Source organism: Bacillus sp. Au-Bac7 (assembly GCF_021341655.1).
Taxonomy (GTDB): domain Bacteria; phylum Bacillota; class Bacilli; order Bacillales; family Cytobacillaceae; genus Niallia.
Genome location: NZ_JAJTTG010000015.1, coordinates 40,145 through 59,843 on the forward strand (window position 1 = coordinate 40,145; position 19,699 = coordinate 59,843).

Below are 19,699 nucleotides of genomic sequence, written 5' to 3' on the forward strand. Positions count from 1 at the left end.
AAGGGCTATCGCTAACGTTGAATATAGATCTGGTAACATCTTTCGCCTTTCACCTTACTATGTTGAGTATCTTCTCTTTGCTTGCAGAACTAAGCGAGTAGTTAACCTACTTAGGATTTGGATGAAAGGAATTGATGGAATGGAAGGAAACAGCAGCATTTGGTTCACTTTATTATCGAGTGTTTTTTTATTGCAATTATCGGAGTTTATACATATCGGAAATCAAGAGGTATTAATGACACAACTGAGGGTTACTTTCTTGCAGGCAGAGGAATGTCTGGTGGATTTATTGCAAGCGCTCTCATCTTAAATAACTTGTCAGCCGAACAAATGGTAGGACTTAACGGACAAGCATACGGAGGAAACATGACCAGTATGGCTTGGGAAGTCACCTCTGTTATGGCCATCATTATCATGGCACTCATCCTGTTGCCGCGTTATTTAGGAGTTGCTTTTACTACATTATCACAGTTTTTGAGAGACCGTTTTGATGAAGATGTGCGCAAAATGGTGGTAGTACTGTTTATGCTTGGCTATGTTTTGGTAACAATTCCCTCAACCCTTTATTCTGGAGCACTCGGAGTGTTAAAACTGTTTGATCTTCCTAACTTAACTGGTTTATCCTACACTCAGTCAGTATGGACTATGGTTTGGGTTATAGGAATCATTGGAGCATTGTTTGCAGTATTTGGAGGAATGAAGGCAATCGCTGTATCTGACAGTCTAATCGGCATTGGTCTCATTGCCATATGTACGTTAATTCCTATCATAGGACTTTTTGTTCTTGGAAACGGGGACATACTCGGAGGATTAAAGACAATCTCCACAAGCAGTCCAGAAAAGCTGAACGCAATAGGAACAAGCGAGGATGCAGTTCCTTTTGAGATCGCCAATTTCATCCTTAGATGCATAATTACCTTTAACACTAAAATCACCATTTTCAGCTTCCATAAGTAAGCCTTTAACCTCTTTAATAGGACGAACAATCATTCGGCTGATGATGATACTTAGAGTTATTAGTGCCAATACAACAATACCAGTAACAAAAATAAGTATTTATTGTTTGTTTTCTTTATTTTCGTTATTAATTGATTTTGCAATTGTTAGGTTAGAATTCTGCAATTCTTTTAAAGTATCATTAAGTGCGGTTGCTCCTGTTGGTCCCGCTGGACCCGTTGGTCCTATTATTCCAGTGGCAGTTAGCAGCGCTACATCATCAATTAAAATATTAGAAGCAGCTGCTAACGGTATTTAGTTTATAAGCAAATATGCTTGAGTAGTACCCGCAGGTGCTGTACTAGTTGTTAAATATACTTCTTGCCAATCGCTAGTTTGTGCATTTGGTAGCCTGTTAGCTGGAAGATAGGTCGAAACCAGTTCCTATAAGCTCAAAATTTTGTCCAAAAAAGAAAACTTGAATTAACACTGCAGGAGCCTGTAAATTACTATCCTTAGCTAAAGATACAATAAGTTCTAAATTCTCCCCCGTTCCGGCAGGGACAAATTTTCCAATATAGGCCGGTTCAATTCCCTGTTCAAGCAAAGCAGAATATGTTCCCGAATGAGAATACTGATTTGTAACAGTGGAATTTTCAGGGAAAACCCAACCATTTAAATTTCCTGTTTCAAATCCACTATTAGTGATTAAATTTAATAAACTCATCTATCTACTCCTTTCGGAAGTATTTTGTATACGAATATAATATGAGTTTTTAATTAAATTGTCTGAGCACTACTCTATATAATGTTCTAGTTAATAGCACATTTTTGAAGTCAGTTAAGACATAAATAAAAAACCACTGTAAATATCAGTGGTTTTTAAAGTTATTAAAATGGATGAAATAATCAGTTCAACATACTTAAATGTACATATTATATCCTGTAAACTCATCTATTTTCTCTCCAAAAAGATGTACTAAAATGTACACCTTTTTGGTTTAAATACTAAATATATAGAATATAATACGTGAAAAAAGATCTCATTATTGTTCCCATAAGTTAGTACATGGCCGTGAGATCTGGAATACGAGACTCACGTAAAAAGAAAACTACTGATGAAATAATCCCTAGAAACAAGAGATTAAGAGAATTTTACGATAAGAAACGTAGTGAAGGTAAACTTTTTAAAGTAGCTGTAATTGCGTGTGCAAATAAACTTTTACACTGGATATTTGCCCTATTAAAGAACAGAACCACTTTCCAAGATATTGCATTGTAACCAAACCAATCAAGACTATGAAAAACCTTCCAAACTAAGGATACAGGAAGGTTATTTGGCATGCATATTTTTAGTATACCATTATAGATTTTAAGTTTTTATTAAAAGATGTTGACAAACTATTGGCTGGTTTTGTCTTAGTGAAATCGTTAACAAATTTATATTTTTTAGTCATTTATTGACATAAAAAAGAGAATCAGAAGTCGTCCTCCCTAGTTAAAATAACTTATCTTAAAAACTTTATTTGATAAAAGGAAAACTTTAACTGACTATTTATTTTATATACGAACGTAAGTACTTGAATTTTAACAATTAATCAGTTATGCTGATTATTAGTAAAACTGATTAACCCAGGAGGTGAATATTACACTTGGAAAAATGGAATCAATCTTATGGCTTTTTACTAGGAAAAGTTCTTCAACAAATGGAAACTAAATTTGCTGAAGGACTGACCCCTTATAAAATTAATGCTAGACAATATGGAGTCCTTTTATTTATTAGCGGAAACCCTTATTCTTCACAAAAGGATATTTCCGAAAATCTACAAATTGATCGGACGACCATGGTTAGCCATATCGATCACCTAGAAACTTTAGGATTTGTAGAGAGAACTAGAAATCCTAATGATAGAAGATCCTATAGTCTTTTAATCACATCAAAAGGGACTCAAGTTTTAGATTCACGTTGGGAATTTCTAATGGAAACGGAATTAGAAGTACTCACCCCTTTAAACAATCAAGAAAAACAATTGCTTAAGGAGTTTCTTGTGAAAATTTGGAACCAACTATAAAACTGGAGGAATTTATTTATGAATGCACTTGATTATTTTAAAGCACGTCTGGAAGCAACTGTTAGTCCTATGGATTATTTAAGATCGGCACAAGTCGATCCAGAAAGATACTTCTTAATTGATGTAAGAAACGGTCCTGAACATGTAAGAAGTCTAACAATAAAAAATGCTAATATTATTCCTCAACAAGAGTTGCAAGAGCGAATACATGAAATTCCTAAAAATAAAGAAATTATTGTTTACTGTTGGGATGTCTGGTGTAATACAGCAGCTAAAGTAGCAGTATTTTTGTTAGAGCGTGGTTACAAAGTAAAAGAGTTGTCTGGTGGGATAGCTGCGTGGAAAGAAATGAATTTTCCTGTCTCAGATGCTCCTCTAAATGTTAATCCATCTGATAATTGTGGATGCTAACTCTAATGCATCATGAAAAAAGGTACTGGATTGGTGTTGCTTCTCGTGATCATGTTTTAAATGCAGTCCAAGGTGGATTCGCTCAGCTTTGTCATGGCAAACAAGCGCCTTTAAGAAAGATGAGCACTGGTGATTGGATAATTTATTACTCTCCCAAGGTTAATTATAAAGAAAGTGCTCCTCATCAAAAATTTACTGCTATAGGAAAAATTATTGATGAAGATGTTTTTCAGGTGAATATGGGAAATGATTTTGTACCTTTCCGAAGAAATATTGATTTTATTCCTAGCATTGAAACACCCATTAAACCACTAATTTCAAAACTGTCATTTATTAAAAATACAAAATACTGGGGTTATTCCTTTCGATATGGTCATATAGAAATAAGCGAAAAAGATTTTAAACTAATAGCAGAAAAAATGGTTAATAGAAAAGGAGATTAGAACATTCTAACCTCCTTTTTACATTGATTATTTAGCTAACCTTCCATGTTTTTCCATAGACAAGTTTTCATTTATTACAGGAATGCTGCCCCGTTAGCGCTATAGTTAATAGAGCATTAATACCCCCGATAGCTTAAGTACATTTCTTAAAAAACTTATCCTTTTTACACCATTTAGGGGATCGTCAGAAAAATGCGGATTTACAACGTTAAGCAATTCAAACATAAAAAAGTCGAATTCCCTGTCCTTAGAGGAAAACGACTTTTTTATTTGACTTCTTCAAGTAAAGCCCCATTAACCTTTTTCCTGGACCATTTGTAATCTCTGTGAAGTGAAGTTAAATTAAACCTGTGCTAGCCCACCATCTACGAACAATTCAACACCCGTCAAGTAACTGCTTTCGTCTGAAGCAAGGAAAGATACAGCGTTTGCAACTTCTTCAGGTGTCCCAACTTTTCCAGCTGGAACAGTATTTCTGCTATTTTCCATTACTTCTTCAAGTGCATCACCAAAAAGCTCATCGTAGGCAGGTGTAAGAATACCTCCTGGACTAACCACATTTACACGGATTTCAGTACCTTTTAGGTCAAGAATCCAGCTGCGAACTAGTGCTCTTAATGCTGCTTTAGATGCTCCATATACACTAAACGCTGGGTTTCCAATTGATCCAGCAGTAGAGCCCGTTACAATAATAGAACCTTTTTTGTTCGGGAATAGTGATAATGCTTTTTGAACAGTAAAGATGGTTCCTTTAACGTTAATGTCGAACGTTCTATCAACCTGCTCTTCCGTAATTTTACCTAATGGAAGGAAGTTGCCTGTGCCTGCATTAGCAAAAAGAATGTCCAACTTACCTTTTTCCTGCTTTATAATGTCATATAGTTTGTCTAAGTCTTCAAGCTTAGAAATATCCCCTTGAACACCGGTTACGTTCTTGCCAATTTGGTTAACAGCTTTATCAAGTTCGTTTTGTCTGCGTCCTGTTATATAAACATATGCACCTTCGTCTACAAACTTTTGTGCAGTAGCAAGACCAATCCCACTTGTTCCGCCCGTTACAAGCGCTATTTTACCCTCAAATTTACCCATACTTAACACTCCTTAAGAATTTTATTTTAAGTCTAATACCTTTAAGTACTTGAAGAACAACTTACAAGATATAGTATCCTTCAGTAAGCACATTATCGGAAGTACCCACTTTTTTGTGATATAGTAACTAAAAAGTAATTAATGTGGAATGGAGAGGTTTAGACTTGAAAAAATTTAGTTGTGGTTTTGAAGTGACAAAGGAAGTTATTGGCGGAAAGTGGAAAGGTCTTGTATTATACTTTTTAATGAATGGACCAAAGAGAACAAGTGAATTAAAGCGCATTGTCCCAAATATAACTCAGAAAATGCTGATTCAAACACTTAGAGAGCTTGAAGCCAGTGGACTCGTGAGCAGAAAGATGTATAATCAAGTACCGCCGAAGGTTGAATATTCACCCACTGAACTTGGAGAATCTCTTAAACCTATCTTGCAGGAGCTCTGTCAATGGGGAGGCCATTATGCAGAGCAAGAGCATGCAGAAGGTGAATTCGAAATCGTACCACCAGAAGAGGCTTCATAATAAGGAATACAACTTTTAACACCTTATATGTTAGGGCGTTTTATGTTGCACTGGGATGAGGGCATAATAATTCGAAGAAGATTGTCTCGACTACAGGGTTGCTGGCACGACTTTTAGAACAGAAAACAGCTACCCAATTAGGTAACTGTTTTCTGTTCTAAAATGTAAGATACTCAATTAGTCTCACTCTGTTTCCAAATGGGTTCCCATTAACTATACAAAAGAAGTTAATTATCACGGTTTTTTTCTCCCCATTCACATAACTGTTCTAAAACAGGTAATAGCGTTTCTCCTTTATGTGTAAGACTGTATTCCACTTTAGGAGGGATTTGAGGATATTCTTTTCGTCTAACCATCCCATCTGCTTCCAAATCTTTCAGTTGTGAACTCAATGTTTTAAAGGTGATAGTACCTAATCTTCTTTTCATCTCATTAAAGCGAACGGGTTGATTTTCCGAAAGGAGATACAGAATTAACATTTTCCATTTCCCTCCAACAACAGACAATGTATATCCGAAAGGTGTCTCTTGGATATTTCCCTTTTCTTTAAAATCAGCCATACTCATATTTGACACTATCCTTTCTGGTAGTAGCTATCTAAATAGTGCGTACTATTTTTTTCTTTGTTTTCATTTTATACTTACCTTACTTTGAAATAAAGGAGAGAAAAAATGACTAATATTAAAACCTACAATCACGACCTATGGGATCACGGCATTACACAAGGATACAGCGTCAACGGTACTATCTATATTTCTGGTCAATTTTCCCACGATAAGGATGGTATGTTCATTGGCAAGGAGAATATTGAAGCTCAGACGCGACAAACATTTGAGAACCTCGATAGAGTATTGGAGGAATTTGGTGTCACGAAGTCCAACCTCGCTTATGTGGAAATCTTTCTAACAAATCCGCAAGAGCACTCCGAGCCTGTCATCAGTCTGTTCAAGGAATATCTAGAACAACACAGACCAGCCGGCAGCCTCATCGGCGTGACTTACCTGGCATTCCCGGAGCAATTGATTGAAGTCAAGGCTGTCGCACACGCTGAATAAGCAAGCTACATTTTAAACACAAAGTAAATTATGTCAACCCTATTTAGGTCATATTATAACAATTAAATCTGTAATGATTTTGAATGAAATAAAAGCAAGTATCATTACAGATAATATTGTTATCTGTAATTCCTTATTGCTTGTCATAAACCTGCCTCGATTACGCCATATCCTCATACGACATATGAGAAAGGCCGTATCTAATTATCGCTTATTACCATATATAATAAGCATTATAAAGATACGAGATAACGAAACTAGGAGACATTAGATGATAATTAATAATGAACAAGATATTAATGGGTTAAAAGAAATGGAAAAATCGTTAGTCTAATTAGATAGGAATTAATTAAAAGTACAGTCCATGGTATTACTCCCCTACCACCTCCATTATTTTTGAATATTTTCACTTGAACAAATCTGCCACGTTTGCGACACAAGAAAGTTTATCTTCATTTAATAAGATATGCCGCCATTTTATTAACAATAAATAAAAAATCTACCACTTGGCAGCTTTAAGAATATAATGGAATATCAATAATGGGATGTTTTTGTGAGTAAAGTGATAATTCTGTGGATAATTTTCTTATGATATTTTTTAATATTTATTGGTAGTAAATTTTACTTATTAGCAAAATCGAGACTGTTCATAGCAAAAAAACGACCCACCATTAGGTGAATCGTCCCTTCCTGCTATTCAAGGAATTTCTGCATATCCTCATCTAAATATACCCAGCCTTTCCAGCCGATATGAATTGTGTCACGCATAAAATAAGGCTCGTATTCATAGTCAGAGTAATCGGCGTAAGTAAATCCGCTATCATTTATTTGTGTCTTTATACGAGTGTAATAGTCTTGCCGGCCTTTTTCGGGAAAGCCTGTGTAATCATAGTAAGCGCCATTAACCGGGATAATGACAAAAAGCGGTTCGGCGCCAGATTGCTTGAGTATATCAAGCATCAGCTGGAAATCATCGTATTCTGGTGATTCTGCATAGGAACGGCCTTTATTTTTTCCTTTCATTTCCTTGATGGAGTGCTTCTTATGATTATATACTTTGTCATCAATATAAAATTCGGAATGCTGTGTTCGTTCTTCTCCATAAGAATCAGCTTGTGTTTGCAATTCTTCCCATGTTTTGTCCTTGACTTCAGCTGATTGATGCCTATTAGTGGTTGAATCATTCAGAAGTGTGAAGTACAAATCCTTTTTCTTCAGTACGGAAAGATAGGTCTTTGCAGGAACTGATAAAATATTAAACTTAATCTTTTTATCATTCAGATAAGCGTCATAAAGCTGATAAAGAATGGTATCATTCTTGACTGCATTATACGTCATCAGGCGTTGCATCAATTTTCGTTTCACCTGCTCGTCCACTTCCTTATTGAAAGGAAGCTCGTATGCTTGCAGAGAGGAATAGTTTGGTGCAAAATGCTGCTCGTCTGTACCATGCTTTACAAACCATTGCGGTGATACGATGATGACCATTTGCTTGTTCTTCAATCGAGCGGCATGGGTTGCAAAGTTTAAGTCGTGAATAATAGAGGTCATTCCGCCTTTTCCTACTAAATAAGGTGTGAAGGGAGCTGCGTTCGTTTCAAAATAATTTGATGGATGGAATGGATCCCAGCGCGATAATTCTGAAGAACCATAAATCGGAACATACTTTGAATGTTTGAGCATTTCACTTTGTAAATAGGTTCCTTGAAACATATTTGGCTCCAGACTGATAGCCGATTCCTCCAAGCGATCAGCAGGAACTAACTTAGCCAGCCATGATACGGGTACGAATACAACCCCGGCAAACAGGACCAATGCAAGAATGATTGGTCCAAACAAATACTTTTTCTTCATTATTTCAACTCATTCAGACGGTCAACGATAGCATTTGGTGTATTCCATGTATCTCGGTCGAACTCCGTAATTGGTACATTAATATCAAGCTGATCCTGGAATTTAACTAGTAATTCTACTGTTCCAAAAGAATCAATTAGTCCTGAATTGAATAAATCCAAATCAAGCTCTTCTTTCACAACATCATCTTGACAAACTTCTGCAATAACTTGTAGTACTTCTTCTTTAAAATTCATTTATATATCCCCTTTTATTGAAATGGTTTGCCGGAAAACAGATAAAAACCGAAGCAAACGACATGGAAAGTGATGATGATAGACACCATTGTCATTGCTTTTCCTGTTGGCCAGCGTTTATGTTTTTTATTCCAAGTCTCGAAGAAATTAAATCCGGTCATCATCATGGCATGATATGTTCCATAAATGATGTACTGAATTTCTAATCCATGCCATGCTCCCATCAGCAGGAACAGCAGGATATAACCTAAATTCGAAACGAGCATTTTGTTTTGTATCCATTTTTTCTTCTTTATGATGAAGACAAAGCGCATGAACACATAATCACGGAACCAGAACGACAGTGACATATGCCATCGGTTCCAGAAATCCTTGATGTTGCGGCTGATAAATGGTTTATTAAAGTTCTCCGGTGACCGGATACCCATTATATAACTGACTCCGACTGCAAATGCCGTATAGCCGGCAAAGTCGAAGAATAGGTACAAGCTATAGCTGTACATGTACAACAGGTGATATGAAAACTTACCATCTGCTATATAATCTAGATTCATAATGAAGTACGTATTAATGCAATAGCCGATTATAAATTTATACAAAAACCCAAGGAAGATTTTGTTGATCCCTTTATATAGCAGCTCTTTGTACTCCTCCGGTTTCCAGCGCTTTTCTTCATCCTTCTGGAATCTGCGGAAGCGGTCAATAGGACCCGAGGAAATTGTCGGGTAAAACAGCATAAAATTAACAAGCTTAAAAATCGAGAGCTGCTGCTTAATCAAACCATCTCTTGTTTCAATAATAATTTGGACAGCTCGGAATGTCAGATAAGAGATACCTAGAAAACTAGCCCAATTATCCACTGCCAAAATCGGTAAAATCTTGGATAAAATTAAAGGCAGGATGGATAGAAAACTTATTACATAGAATACGAGGCTGCTATTCTTTGTCTGTCGATACGAAATATAGCCTTTGACCAATATAACTTGAAGGATGGTGAAGACTACTAATGAGAAAAAGCCCGCGTTCCCTCCTGAAAATATAATAGCCAATACAACAATTGAGACAAAAACATTATAATAACGCAGGCGCTTGCCCATTATGCCGAGTATCATTGTCGGCAGAAGCAAGATACCTAGAATAATAAAGAAAAGGAACGAGCTATACGGGGTCATGCGAATACCTCTTCCTTCATTTTCTTGCGGTCTGCTTTTCCATTTATCGTCATTGGAATAGAAGTATGATACGAGAACTTACGCGGAATCATATATGCTGGCAAGCGCAGAGCAAGATCTTTGCGGATTGCAGCTGTCAGTTTGTATTCCTTATCAAAATCATGGTCCGCCGGCACAACTGCCGCAATCAAGTATTCAATTTCTTCGTTTGGTGCATAAGGAATAATAATCGCAGCCTTAATAAAATCAGACTGATTAAGGTGGAACTCAATCTCTTCCAGCTCCATCCGGTAGCCATGAAGCTTGATCTGAAAATCCATTCTGCCTTGGCAGTACACCAACCCGTCTTGAATAATGCCGGCATCTCCGGTACGATAGGCATTCATTCCGTTAATCATGCCGAATGCATTTTCTGTCAGTAGCGGCTCACCTAGATAGCCTTTTGACACACTTGGCCCAGCAAGAATTAGCTCCCCTTTTTCCCCTTCTGGCAACGGATTATCCAATTCATCCACAACGAAAATACGCATATCAGATTTTGGGTAGCCAACTGGCAGAGCCTTCTCTTTCGCAAGCAATTCTTCTGTAATCTCGATAGACGTCACAGCCACTGTTGCTTCTGTTGGCCCATAGGTATTAAAAATCCTTGCTTTTGGGAAACGTGCTTTCAGCTCCTTGGCCACAGCTAGCGGCAGTACTTCTCCACAGAAAAGAAATACTTCAAGCTCTGGAAGCATCTTGTCATTAAAATCTGGATTTGGAAAACACATTTGCACGAAGGATGGTGTCGATGTCCACACTTGCAAGGCAGAGCGGCTCAAGTTCTCAAACAAAAGCTTCGGCTTATTGCTTACATCTTTCTCTAGCGCATGAATGGTGCCTCCGCTCTGTAACGCTGGATAAAAGTCCATCACAGACAAATCGAATGAAAAAGGCGCCTGATTCAAGAATACTTTTCCTTCATCTAATGGAAAGTCACCTGTCATCCAATCGGTAAAAGATTGCAGATTTGCTGCAGTTATTTGAACACCTTTCGGATTTCCTGTACTGCCGGAAGTATAAATGGTGTAAAAAACTTCTTCAAGATGGACCCAGTACTCATCGCCAATAAGCTCTTCTTGTTCCAATTCCAGGTTTAGCATATGTAAAACTGCAACACTATCAAAATCCAGCTTGCTATCTGTTGTATTAATTACTAATCCAGCACCAGATTTTTCGACGATAAGACGCACCCGTTCCATTGGAATGGATGTATCTACCGGTATATAAGGGTATCCAGCCTGCACACAGGAAAGGAACGCTACCGGCATATCAGTTGCCATATGTCCATACACAACAATTGGCGTCTGCCGCTCGAGCTGAATGGCATGTAATAAGCTTGCTAGTCTCCTCGATTTGTCCCAAAGCATTCCATAGGTCAGCACCTGATCCTCTGTACGATATGCAATATGCTTCGGTTTTCTTTCCGCATGCTGTGCAATACGAGTTAAAAGTTTCATTTTATTATCTTCTCCATTTAGAAATCATTATAAATATAGTTGCCAGTATTGGCCGTATGGAAGCCGTACATCAAAAATAAGGTAACGAGGATAGCCAAATAAAAACAAGTATGTAAAGCAAACCGGACGCCAGTGTGCATATACAGCTGTTTAAGCTTATTCATCTTCTCTCTCCTTTCTTTTATTCAAATTTATAGCCGGTTCCAATAACAGTCCGGATATGATGTGATTCAAAGCTTAATTTAGCTCTTAGCTTTTTTATATGTGTATCCACAACTCGACTATCACCATCGAAGTCAAATCCCCATACGTGATTCAAAATTGTTTCCCGTGAAAGGACATTATTTTTATGCTGAAGCAAGAACACCAATAATTCATATTCTTTTGGCGTCAATTCGACCTGTTGGCCCCCGAGCTGAAGCTGATGGGACTTCGTATTAACGATTGCTTCACCGAAGCTTAGCATATGACCAGTCGGCAAGTAATGTTCGTTTGCCCGTTTCATTAAAGAATTAGCACGTGCTACTAATACTTTTGGGCTGAATGGCTTCGTAACATAATCATCGGCCCCAAGTTCAAAACCATGAATTTTATCATCGTCACTGGATTTCGCTGTCAGCAGAATAATCGGTACACCAGAACTCATTCGTACCTGCTTGGTGACAGCAAATCCATCCATTTGCGGCATCATGATATCGAGAATGACTAAATCCGGATAAATGGCATCAAACCAATCTATCGCACTGCTGCCATTATCCGTTTCATACACTTCCCAACCGTCCTTTTTGAAATAATCAGCTACAACTTCTCGAATTCTCACTTCATCCTCGACAAGCAATACTTTCTTCCCCATCGTGAATCTTCCTTCCAATTTATAGATATTAACAAGGTTATATGTCTTTCATGTGTCCTAATAAGAAATTATTACCATTATTTGAAATGAACATAGAAACGTACACCGTCTGGCATGTTTTCCGCACCATAATGAAATCCATGCAAGTTAAGTATTTGCTGGACAATCGCCAACCCTAAGCCTGTACCACCTGTCATTCGGCTTCGCGAAGATTCAGTCCTATAGAACCTTTTCCAAATATTATCCAGATGCTCACTTGGTATTTGCTGGCCTTTATTCTCAATTTTGAACACACAACCGCCATTTTCCTGATCCAATTCAATTCGAATCACAATAACAGAATTAGGCTCACTGTGCCGAACCGCATTAATAAGAAGATTTTGCATTACTCGTTCCATCCACTCATAATCCGCCAAAATATGCTGTTCATTCTTCGGCATGATTTCAATGACAACATTTTTCTCTTGTGCAATACAGAATAATTTAGAGGCCAATACCTCAATCATTTCACTAAGCAAAAAAGATGTTTTTCTTAGTTTAATCGCACCGTTCTCCAACTTAGCCAAATCGAGCATATCTTTAATAAGCACTTCCATCTTTTCTGACTCCTCAATGATCACTTCTACATAGTGGTCATGCTTATCCGGACTAACACCATCCTGCAGCCCCTCAGCGAAGCTTTTGACAATGCTGAGCGGCGTCTTCAGTTCATGGGACGCATGCTCGAAGAACTCGCGCTGCTCCTTTTCCATCTGCACACGTCTTTCCATATCACGTTTTAGCTTTCCATTAGCTTGTTTCAAGTCATTTAATGCAACATCTAAATTCTGTGCCATAACAAGCATATTGTTCGAAAGGCTCCCAAGCTCATCCTTCTGCTTAATCGGCTTCGCCGATGAGAAGTCTAGATGCACCATTTTTTTTGCCATTTCATTCAATTTAATCAATGGTCTGCTGACAAGACGGGAATAGAATAGCGACAACAAAATGATGAGAATAAACCCAATAATGCCGATATATATATAAAATATTCGAAGTGCTTCATTGGTATCTTTAATTTCCTGAATAGATGTGACAGAGAACATAAATTGCATTTCTCCATCTTTCTTAATTGGCTCAATTAGTACTAAATTATGTTTTCCACTCCATGATTCCACCCAATCCAACTGCAGACTTTCCCCTTCAGTAAGCTGCTTTAACTGTTCCTCCTCAAGCGGGAACCATTCCAACAACGCATCATAGAGTATTCCTAGTCCTCTATTAATCATTCCACCCTTAGGCAGCGAAATGCTTTTTACCTTTCCTTCAATAGCCACTTCATTTTCGATTGGATCTTCCCCTGCACTTGACGAATTCTTTGTAATAACAGATGGATAAATGACCGTAGGAACCTTAGCATCTGGTTCTCCTCGAACAATCAATGTATCTCCCTCTTTGATATTCAATGCTTGTAACTGTTGTCCGTAAGACGAGACTAGTAAGGACAGCGATACTTCTACTACATTTCCATCTCCTGTTTCCAGCATAATATTAAACGGATCCTGAACTAACTGAAAACCTTCTTCGTCCACAATCGTCAACGGACTTTTGGACTTCCTCATGTAAGATAAAGTCTGTTTTGTCAGTTCCGCTTCGCTCCAGGAGTTTTCCTCATAACCTTCTGCTAATTGATGTATGCGATTTGCTGCTTCTTTCGTTTTATGATGCTGATAGAAACGATCAAATAATGACAATTGAAATATCATAATCATGGCGTAAAACACCAAAAAGAATAAAGCTGTTACAGCAAATAATTTAACGGTAATACCGCGTTTTCTCATGTTCTACTCCTTTATTTCATACGACTGTTTATTAATAACTTAAGCTATTCGTATGTTTTTTGTGTGTCCACAAACACCACTTCATATAGTAACCATCTTTTTGAAGTTATGGAACTTTTTTTACTTGAGCATTTCCATCAGAAATGAAGGTATCATTGGCAAAATAGATGTATGTTCTAGACAGCCTTGTTAACATCAACTACTTATTTAAAATAAAAAAACATCTAGTAATTAGATGCCTGCCTGCACTGATTAATGTCCTTACACAAAGTTAACCTTTTTCACATTTCTTCTACTAGATGCTTCAGTTAATTCCACAATAAAAGGAGCATTAATCTTTTCATCGATTAATGCTCACTAAACCTCTCTATTATATTATTAAAGGAATATTTTCGGTTTAGCTAACTAGACATAAGCCTAACAAATAACGATTAATGGATTTAAACACTTATATTGACTTAAAAATCCGTAGTTCTATCAAAACAACTATAGGTACACATTAATATGTTTGAATATTCAGTATTTTAAATAGATAAAAAAATGGCTCCGCAGGTAGGACTCGAACCTACGACCGATCGGTTAACAGCCGATTGCTCTACCACTGAGCTACTGCGGAACAAAAAAGTATGTATTATATGGTGGGCCTAAATGGACTCGAACCATCGACCTCACGCTTATCAGGCGTGCGCTCTAACCAGCTGAGCTATAGGCCCATATTGGAGCGGGTGATGAGAATCGAACTCACGACATCAGCTTGGAAGGCTGAGGTTTTACCATTAAACTACACCCGCATAATAGGTTGTAAAAAAGATTTAAGATATGGCTAAACTGGTTCATTCGAACTGTTAAGCACCTGCCATAATAATATTATTGGCAGGAGTAGTAGGAATTGAACCCACACCGGAGGTTTTGGAGACCTCTGTTCTACCTTTAAACTATACTCCTAAATGGCGGTCCGGACGGGACTCGAACCCGCGACCTCCTGCGTGACAGGCAGGCATTCTAACCAACTGAACTACCGGACCAGATTGCGGGGACAGGATTTGAACCTGCGACCTTCGGGTTATGAGCCCGACGAGCTACCAGACTGCTCCACCCCGCGATAATATTATTTATTTAACTAATGGAGGAGGAAAGGGGATTCGAACCCCTGCGCGGTTTGACCCGCCTGTCGGTTTTCAAGACCGATCCCTTCAGCCGGACTTGGGTATTCCTCCGTATTGGTGGAGCCTAGCGGGATCGAACCGCTGACCTCCTGCGTGCAAGGCAGGCGCTCTCCCAGCTGAGCTAAGGCCCCGTTATTTTTGGGATATTAATGGTCGGGAAGACAGGATTCGAACCTGCGACCCCTTGGTCCCAAACCAAGTGCTCTACCAAGCTGAGCTACTTCCCGATATGGCGCGCCCGAAAGGAGTCGAACCCATAACCTTCTGATCCGTAGTCAGACGCTCTATCCAATTGAGCTACGGGCGCTAAATTTTCGAAAAACAATGGTGCCGAGGACCGGAATCGAACCGGTACGGTAGTCACCTACCGCAGGATTTTAAGTCCTGTGCGTCTGCCAGTTCCGCCACCCCGGCATTGTTTTTAAAAATTGGAGCGGAAGACGAGGTTCGAACTCGCGACCCCCACCTTGGCAAGGTGGTGTTCTACCACTGAACTACTTCCGCTTAGAGTATGAAATTAAATGGTGCGGGTGAAGGGAGTCGAACCCCCACGCCTTGCGGCGCTAGATCCTAAGTCTAGTGCGTCTGCCAATTCCGCCACACCCGCGTAAATGGTGAGTCATGCAGGATTCGAACCTGCGACCCTCTGATTAAAAGTCAGATGCTCTACCAACTGAGCTAATGACTCATCTCATTTTAAAAGATGGTGCCGACGAGAGGACTTGAACCCCCAACCTACTGATTACAAGTCAGTTGCTCTACCAATTGAGCTACATCGGCATTTATATGGTGGAGGATGACGGGATCGAACCGCCGACCCTCTGCTTGTAAGGCAGATGCTCTCCCAGCTGAGCTAATCCTCCAAATATTGGTGACCCATACGGGATTCGAACCCGTGTTACCGCCGTGAAAGGGCGGTGTCTTAACCGCTTGACCAATGGGCCAGTTTACCATTAATTCTAGTAGCCAAGTAAACTTCTTATTTGGCGACAAAAGTTATTATATAAAAACTATATTATATTCGTCAACATATTTTTTATAGTTTTTTTAAATAAATTTATATAAGTGGCTAACCCTCCATGTGGATTAGACATTTTAAATTGGGTCTTAGCCACCACTTTTACTGATATTAAGCTAACTCCCGCTTCATTAAAAACTTCACGCTACAAAAGTATTCGAACAAAAAGACCGGACAGAGCCGGTCATCAAAACTAGATTGATTTAGAACGCCCAATTCTTTGCTTAAACCCATTTGCTAGAGGCACGACGATGATGCCGGCAATAACGAGCTGCATGATGTTACCTGGGATAGAGCCGAACGGCTGAATCCAGTTGCTATAAAGGATAACTTCTGTAAAATAGTAGCCGACAACTTTGATAATAAGGGCAACAGCCACTGCCAGTACGTGTACGTATACCTTTTTGCCAGGCATCTTTTCAGCAATAAGGCCAGCTACATATCCCATTGCACCAACGATAACAAATGTAAACGGAGCCCATAATGTCCAGCCTGAAACAATATCGAACAGAGCCATTCCGAAGGCTCCCACTATTGCGCCTGATTTTTTACCAAATACAAAGGCAGCAATCAAAAGCGGCACGTTACCTAAATGAATGAGGCCCCCGTTACCCATCAGTGGCAGCCTAATGTTGATAAACATAGTAGCTAGGAAAGTTAAGGTAATAAAAAGTGCATTAAGAACCAGAGTTCTCGTTTTATTATGTTCTGTCGTAAACATGTAAATCCCCCTCGTTATTTCGGAGTGTGTGTTCAAAAGAATCTCCACTTCTTTAATGATTACTAGTATAATGAAATCTGACAATATAAAAAGTGCCACTTTTTTAAAATATAACATGGTCAGAGAGGAGGATTCTTGAATGGATATGCTTATGTTTGAATTGAATAAACATGCAACAAAACCCTTGTATGAACAGCTTTATATTGGAATTAAAACCGCCATTTTGAGCCAACAAATTGAAGTTGGAACGAAGCTGCCATCTAAAAAAAAGTTGGCCGAATTTTTAAATATCAGTCAAACAACCGTAGAAGTTGCATATGCTCAGCTGATTGCAGAGGGCTTTATTGTCTCAAAACCGCGGGTTGGTTTTTTTGTAGAGGATATTAATGAATTACCTTATATCGGAACAGAGCAGGTCGAGCTGCCAGTGGAGGATACTGAGGAAAAAATTATCCAGTTCGACTTTCACCCAGGAAAAATTGATACAGATTCCTTTCCTTTTTCACAGTGGAGAAAATATGCAAAAAATCTATATGATCTTCCTTCCAAGGAGCTGCTGCAGATTGGAGAACCCCAAGGAGAATACGCGTTACGGACTGAAATAGCAAAATATCTTTATCAATCAAGGGGGATTGTGTGTAAACCGGAGCAAATAGTGATTGGTTCTGGGACGGAACAACTTCTTCCTATGATTTTAAGGCTGCTTGAAAATGATTCAAACTTCGCCCTCGAAAATCCTGGCTATTCAGCAATCCCAAGAATTCATCTGCAAAACAAAGCAATTCCGATTCCAGTTGATGAAGATGGATTAATTGTAGATGAACTAAAAAAAACAAACGCAAATGTGGTTTACATCACACCTTCGCACCAATTTCCGACAGGTGCAGTTCTTTCCGCCACGAGAAGAACACAGTTATTGCATTGGGCAGCAAAAGTTGAAAATCGCTACATCATTGAAGATGATTACGACAGTGAATTTCGTTACACTGGAAAACCGATTCCCGCATTGCAAGGAATGGACAAAAACGATAAGGTGATTTATCTGAGTACGTTTACCAAGTCATTAATGCCTTCATTACGAGTGGCTTATTTTGTTTTGCCTTCAACATTGCTAAAAAAATATAAAGAAACTTTCAGTTATTATTCAGCAACAGTTCCGAGATTTGACCAGCATATAGTAGCCAGCTTCATGAAAGACGGTTATTTTTCAAAACACCTAAACCGTATGCGGAAAATTTACCATAAAAAGCTTGATAAACTGACCCATATCTTTAAAACAGATTATCCTGAAGTCATTATCACCGGAGATCAGGCTGGGATGCATATTTTAATTTCCCTTCCCCTGCAGAAAAGAGAAAAGGAGTTAAAAACAATTGCGGCAGAAAGCTCCATCGCCATTTACCCGGTAACTGATTATCTGTTAAAACCAATAGAATATAAGTATCCAACATTTTTGTTAGGATTTGGCGGTATTCCACTAGAAAAAATCGAGGACAGTATTCACCAATTAATGCAGTGTTGGGGAATAGCAAAATAATTAAAGGCAGTCATAAAATGCCGGAAGAGCTTTCCGGTATTTTTATGACTATGTGGTTTTGACAGTTTTTTTATTTAGTTACCCTCTTCCTAACTGTAGTTCTGAGATAACAAATCCCCCTTTTGGGTGTTCAAAAGTCTTTTTCGAGGCTTTAATTTTTGACGGAGCGATTTTATCAATTTTGATCTTTTTAATAACCCTTTTTTCACATAAAAAAAAGCTACCGTTGCGGCAGCATGATTTAAACCTTATAAAACTAAATCATTCATAACACAAATCTTCACTGTTATTCCTGTTTAAATAAAACAGCCACTCACTAGGAGTTATTTCAATAAAAAGTTCCTGCAACAATGCTTATCCCAGACTTCTTTTTTATCTGGTGTGCCCTGCTCGAAGAAAATTTCACTATGATTAAATTGCTTTTTCAGTATTAGATGCTTGTCTTTTTGGCCTTGGAATATGCCATTTATATTTTAAAGACAACATCCTTAAGACAACAATTACTATAAATAATACGTAAGTTTCGATAGTCCCATTAATAAAATTAAGACCTATTAAAGCCCCCGTAATGATAGTCCAAAAAGCATATAGTTCATATTTAAAAACAAATGGCTGTCTTTTCGCTAAGGCATCTCGAATGATACCTCCACCTACACCGGTTAATAAAGCAGAAGCAATACTAGCACTTGCAGGTAATCCTGAATTTTTCGCGTAAAGAGCACCTTGAATGGCGAAAGCCACTAATCCAACCGCATCTGTTAGACCAAATGAATAATACCAATGCTTCCAACTAACAATTTTTTGAATAGGTATAAAATATATGACCGTAATCAATAGGAATGTTAGTAGAAATAATGTGTTTTGTTCCCATAATGCCGAAACTGGCACCCCTATCAATAAATTCCGTATAGCTCCGCCTCCAAAAGCAGTTATAAAGCCTAATGCATAGTATCCGATCAGGTCATAATCTTCTTCCGAGGCAATAAGCGCCCCACTAATCGCAAATGCGATAGTGCCGAGATAATTCCAAATGTCCCAGGACATAACTCTTTTGCTCCTATCTTTATTTCTTTAATAACCCATATAATTATAAATTCTGACTATGCATTTATACAACCTAAATTTATTTTTTGTTCATTGGGCCATTATAAATCTCTTAAACTCTCTACCTAAGCCAATCAAACATTTATCTTTAATTATTATTTCGCTTTGAAGCAACCATCCTAGATTGTCTTTTCGCATTACATTTCCTTCAACAAAAAAGGTTATCTTTTCAGTACAATCGTGTTCCTAGAA

Annotated in this window: 19 protein-coding genes, 17 tRNA genes and 2 pseudogenes; 8 read left to right on the forward strand and 30 right to left on the reverse strand. The window is 38.2% G+C overall.

Annotated features, from left to right (window positions below):
- Positions 1 to 273: 273 nt before the first annotated feature.
- Complete coding sequence (locus tag LXM54_RS23435) at positions 274 to 957, forward strand: sodium:solute symporter family transporter (protein WP_442780536.1); 684 nt, start codon at positions 274 to 276, stop codon at positions 955 to 957.
- Here the strand turns inward: LXM54_RS23435 and LXM54_RS28625 are convergent.
- Together LXM54_RS28625 and LXM54_RS23440 are read right to left on the reverse strand one after the other, a co-directional pair.
- Positions 934 to 990 (reverse strand): annotated as a pseudogene (locus LXM54_RS28625) (hypothetical protein); the annotation flags it as partial. The gene LXM54_RS23435 and the pseudogene LXM54_RS28625 overlap by 24 nt on opposite strands.
- 361 nt (positions 991 to 1,351) lie before the next feature.
- A complete protein-coding gene (locus tag LXM54_RS23440; protein WP_233317990.1) occupies positions 1,352 to 1,663 on the reverse strand; it encodes an NTTRR-F1 domain in 312 nt (103 codons plus the stop codon).
- Between the two features lie 339 nt (positions 1,664 to 2,002).
- Here LXM54_RS23440 and LXM54_RS23445 point away from each other — a divergent pair.
- From LXM54_RS23445 to LXM54_RS23460, 4 genes and pseudogenes are all read left to right on the forward strand, one after another.
- Positions 2,003 to 2,218: pseudogene (locus LXM54_RS23445) on the forward strand (IS110 family transposase); the annotation flags it as partial.
- 370 nt (positions 2,219 to 2,588) lie between these two features.
- Complete coding sequence (locus LXM54_RS23450; protein WP_233317993.1) at positions 2,589 to 3,008, forward strand: MarR family winged helix-turn-helix transcriptional regulator; 420 nt, start codon at positions 2,589 to 2,591, stop codon at positions 3,006 to 3,008.
- An 18-nt stretch (positions 3,009 to 3,026) separates the two neighbouring features.
- The gene (locus LXM54_RS23455; RefSeq protein WP_233317995.1) at positions 3,027 to 3,419 is read left to right on the forward strand and encodes a rhodanese-like domain-containing protein; all 393 of its coding nucleotides are present in this window, start codon (positions 3,027 to 3,029) and stop codon (positions 3,417 to 3,419) included.
- A gap of 5 nt (positions 3,420 to 3,424) precedes the next feature.
- A complete protein-coding gene (locus LXM54_RS23460; protein ID WP_233317998.1) occupies positions 3,425 to 3,862 on the forward strand; it encodes an EVE domain-containing protein in 438 nt (145 codons plus the stop codon).
- Positions 3,863 to 4,204: 342 nt separating this feature from the next.
- On the opposite strand, the gene LXM54_RS23465 is transcribed toward LXM54_RS23460, so the two are convergent.
- On the reverse strand, positions 4,205 to 4,951 hold the full coding sequence (locus LXM54_RS23465) for an SDR family NAD(P)-dependent oxidoreductase (RefSeq protein WP_233317999.1): 747 nt from the start codon (positions 4,949 to 4,951) through the stop codon (positions 4,205 to 4,207).
- Between the two features lie 164 nt (positions 4,952 to 5,115).
- On the opposite strand from LXM54_RS23465, the gene LXM54_RS23470 reads away from it, so the two are divergent.
- The gene (locus LXM54_RS23470; protein ID WP_233318001.1) at positions 5,116 to 5,472 is read left to right on the forward strand and encodes a winged helix-turn-helix transcriptional regulator; all 357 of its coding nucleotides are present in this window, start codon (positions 5,116 to 5,118) and stop codon (positions 5,470 to 5,472) included.
- Positions 5,473 to 5,699: 227 nt separating this feature from the next.
- Here the strand turns inward: LXM54_RS23470 and LXM54_RS23475 are convergent, their stop codons facing one another.
- The gene (locus LXM54_RS23475; RefSeq protein ID WP_233318003.1) at positions 5,700 to 6,038 is read right to left on the reverse strand and encodes a winged helix-turn-helix transcriptional regulator; all 339 of its coding nucleotides are present in this window, start codon (positions 6,036 to 6,038) and stop codon (positions 5,700 to 5,702) included.
- A gap of 105 nt (positions 6,039 to 6,143) precedes the next feature.
- Here LXM54_RS23475 and LXM54_RS23480 point away from each other — a divergent pair, with 105 nt between their 5' ends.
- Positions 6,144 to 6,527 carry a RidA family protein gene (locus LXM54_RS23480; protein ID WP_233318005.1) on the forward strand — a complete coding sequence of 128 codons (384 nt, stop codon included), beginning with the start codon at positions 6,144 to 6,146 and terminating at the stop codon, positions 6,525 to 6,527.
- A gap of 693 nt (positions 6,528 to 7,220) precedes the next feature.
- Here LXM54_RS23480 and dltD read toward each other — a convergent pair.
- From dltD to LXM54_RS23605, 25 genes are all read right to left on the reverse strand, one after another.
- Positions 7,221 to 8,381, reverse strand: coding sequence for a D-alanyl-lipoteichoic acid biosynthesis protein DltD (gene dltD, locus LXM54_RS23485; protein ID WP_233318008.1), 1,161 nt, complete (start codon positions 8,379 to 8,381; stop codon positions 7,221 to 7,223).
- A complete protein-coding gene (dltC, locus tag LXM54_RS23490) occupies positions 8,381 to 8,617 on the reverse strand; it encodes a D-alanine--poly(phosphoribitol) ligase subunit DltC (protein WP_233318009.1) in 237 nt (78 codons plus the stop codon). Before dltC ends, dltD begins: the two co-directional genes overlap by 1 nt.
- Before the next feature lie 14 nt (positions 8,618 to 8,631).
- The gene (dltB, locus tag LXM54_RS23495; protein ID WP_233318011.1) at positions 8,632 to 9,789 is read right to left on the reverse strand and encodes a D-alanyl-lipoteichoic acid biosynthesis protein DltB; all 1,158 of its coding nucleotides are present in this window, start codon (positions 9,787 to 9,789) and stop codon (positions 8,632 to 8,634) included.
- A complete protein-coding gene (gene dltA, locus LXM54_RS23500) occupies positions 9,786 to 11,288 on the reverse strand; it encodes a D-alanine--poly(phosphoribitol) ligase subunit DltA (RefSeq protein WP_233318023.1) in 1,503 nt (500 codons plus the stop codon). Before dltA ends, dltB begins: the two co-directional genes overlap by 4 nt.
- 17 nt (positions 11,289 to 11,305) lie before the next feature.
- The gene (locus tag LXM54_RS23505) at positions 11,306 to 11,452 is read right to left on the reverse strand and encodes a teichoic acid D-Ala incorporation-associated protein DltX (protein ID WP_233318026.1); all 147 of its coding nucleotides are present in this window, start codon (positions 11,450 to 11,452) and stop codon (positions 11,306 to 11,308) included.
- Between the two features lie 17 nt (positions 11,453 to 11,469).
- On the reverse strand, positions 11,470 to 12,141 hold the full coding sequence (locus LXM54_RS23510) for a response regulator transcription factor (protein ID WP_233318029.1): 672 nt from the start codon (positions 12,139 to 12,141) through the stop codon (positions 11,470 to 11,472).
- A 77-nt stretch (positions 12,142 to 12,218) separates the two neighbouring features.
- On the reverse strand, positions 12,219 to 13,961 hold the full coding sequence (locus tag LXM54_RS23515) for a sensor histidine kinase (RefSeq protein ID WP_233318032.1): 1,743 nt from the start codon (positions 13,959 to 13,961) through the stop codon (positions 12,219 to 12,221).
- 541 nt (positions 13,962 to 14,502) lie between these two features.
- Positions 14,503 to 14,577: transfer RNA gene (locus tag LXM54_RS23520), tRNA-Asn, on the reverse strand.
- Positions 14,578 to 14,597: 20 nt separating this feature from the next.
- Positions 14,598 to 14,674, reverse strand: a tRNA-Ile gene (locus LXM54_RS23525).
- Between the two features lie 4 nt (positions 14,675 to 14,678).
- Positions 14,679 to 14,752, reverse strand: a tRNA-Gly gene (locus tag LXM54_RS23530).
- 80 nt (positions 14,753 to 14,832) lie between these two features.
- Positions 14,833 to 14,906: transfer RNA gene (locus LXM54_RS23535), tRNA-Trp, on the reverse strand.
- A 3-nt stretch (positions 14,907 to 14,909) separates the two neighbouring features.
- Positions 14,910 to 14,986: transfer RNA gene (locus LXM54_RS23540), tRNA-Asp, on the reverse strand.
- Positions 14,987 to 14,989: 3 nt separating this feature from the next.
- Positions 14,990 to 15,063 (reverse strand) — tRNA-Met (locus LXM54_RS23545).
- A gap of 22 nt (positions 15,064 to 15,085) precedes the next feature.
- Positions 15,086 to 15,178 (reverse strand) — tRNA-Ser (locus tag LXM54_RS23550).
- A gap of 4 nt (positions 15,179 to 15,182) precedes the next feature.
- Positions 15,183 to 15,258, reverse strand: a tRNA-Ala gene (locus LXM54_RS23555).
- Between the two features lie 19 nt (positions 15,259 to 15,277).
- Positions 15,278 to 15,354 (reverse strand) — tRNA-Pro (locus LXM54_RS23560).
- A gap of 3 nt (positions 15,355 to 15,357) precedes the next feature.
- A tRNA-Arg gene (locus LXM54_RS23565) sits at positions 15,358 to 15,434 on the reverse strand.
- A gap of 18 nt (positions 15,435 to 15,452) precedes the next feature.
- Positions 15,453 to 15,541: transfer RNA gene (locus tag LXM54_RS23570), tRNA-Leu, on the reverse strand.
- Positions 15,542 to 15,556: 15 nt separating this feature from the next.
- Positions 15,557 to 15,631, reverse strand: a tRNA-Gly gene (locus LXM54_RS23575).
- Between the two features lie 18 nt (positions 15,632 to 15,649).
- A tRNA-Leu gene (locus LXM54_RS23580) sits at positions 15,650 to 15,734 on the reverse strand.
- Positions 15,735 to 15,739: 5 nt separating this feature from the next.
- Positions 15,740 to 15,815, reverse strand: a tRNA-Lys gene (locus LXM54_RS23585).
- 16 nt (positions 15,816 to 15,831) lie between these two features.
- Positions 15,832 to 15,907: transfer RNA gene (locus LXM54_RS23590), tRNA-Thr, on the reverse strand.
- Between the two features lie 7 nt (positions 15,908 to 15,914).
- Positions 15,915 to 15,990 (reverse strand) — tRNA-Val (locus LXM54_RS23595).
- A 6-nt stretch (positions 15,991 to 15,996) separates the two neighbouring features.
- Positions 15,997 to 16,071: transfer RNA gene (locus LXM54_RS23600), tRNA-Glu, on the reverse strand.
- A 267-nt stretch (positions 16,072 to 16,338) separates the two neighbouring features.
- Complete coding sequence (locus LXM54_RS23605) at positions 16,339 to 16,866, reverse strand: ECF transporter S component (protein ID WP_233318035.1); 528 nt, start codon at positions 16,864 to 16,866, stop codon at positions 16,339 to 16,341.
- Positions 16,867 to 17,005: 139 nt separating this feature from the next.
- Here LXM54_RS23605 and pdxR point away from each other — a divergent pair, with 139 nt between their 5' ends.
- Complete coding sequence (gene pdxR, locus LXM54_RS23610; RefSeq protein ID WP_233318038.1) at positions 17,006 to 18,403, forward strand: MocR-like pyridoxine biosynthesis transcription factor PdxR; 1,398 nt, start codon at positions 17,006 to 17,008, stop codon at positions 18,401 to 18,403.
- A 411-nt stretch (positions 18,404 to 18,814) separates the two neighbouring features.
- On the opposite strand, the gene LXM54_RS23615 is transcribed toward pdxR, so the two are convergent.
- Positions 18,815 to 19,447, reverse strand: coding sequence for a trimeric intracellular cation channel family protein (locus tag LXM54_RS23615; RefSeq protein WP_233318041.1), 633 nt, complete (start codon positions 19,445 to 19,447; stop codon positions 18,815 to 18,817).
- Positions 19,448 to 19,699: the final 252 nt, after the last annotated feature.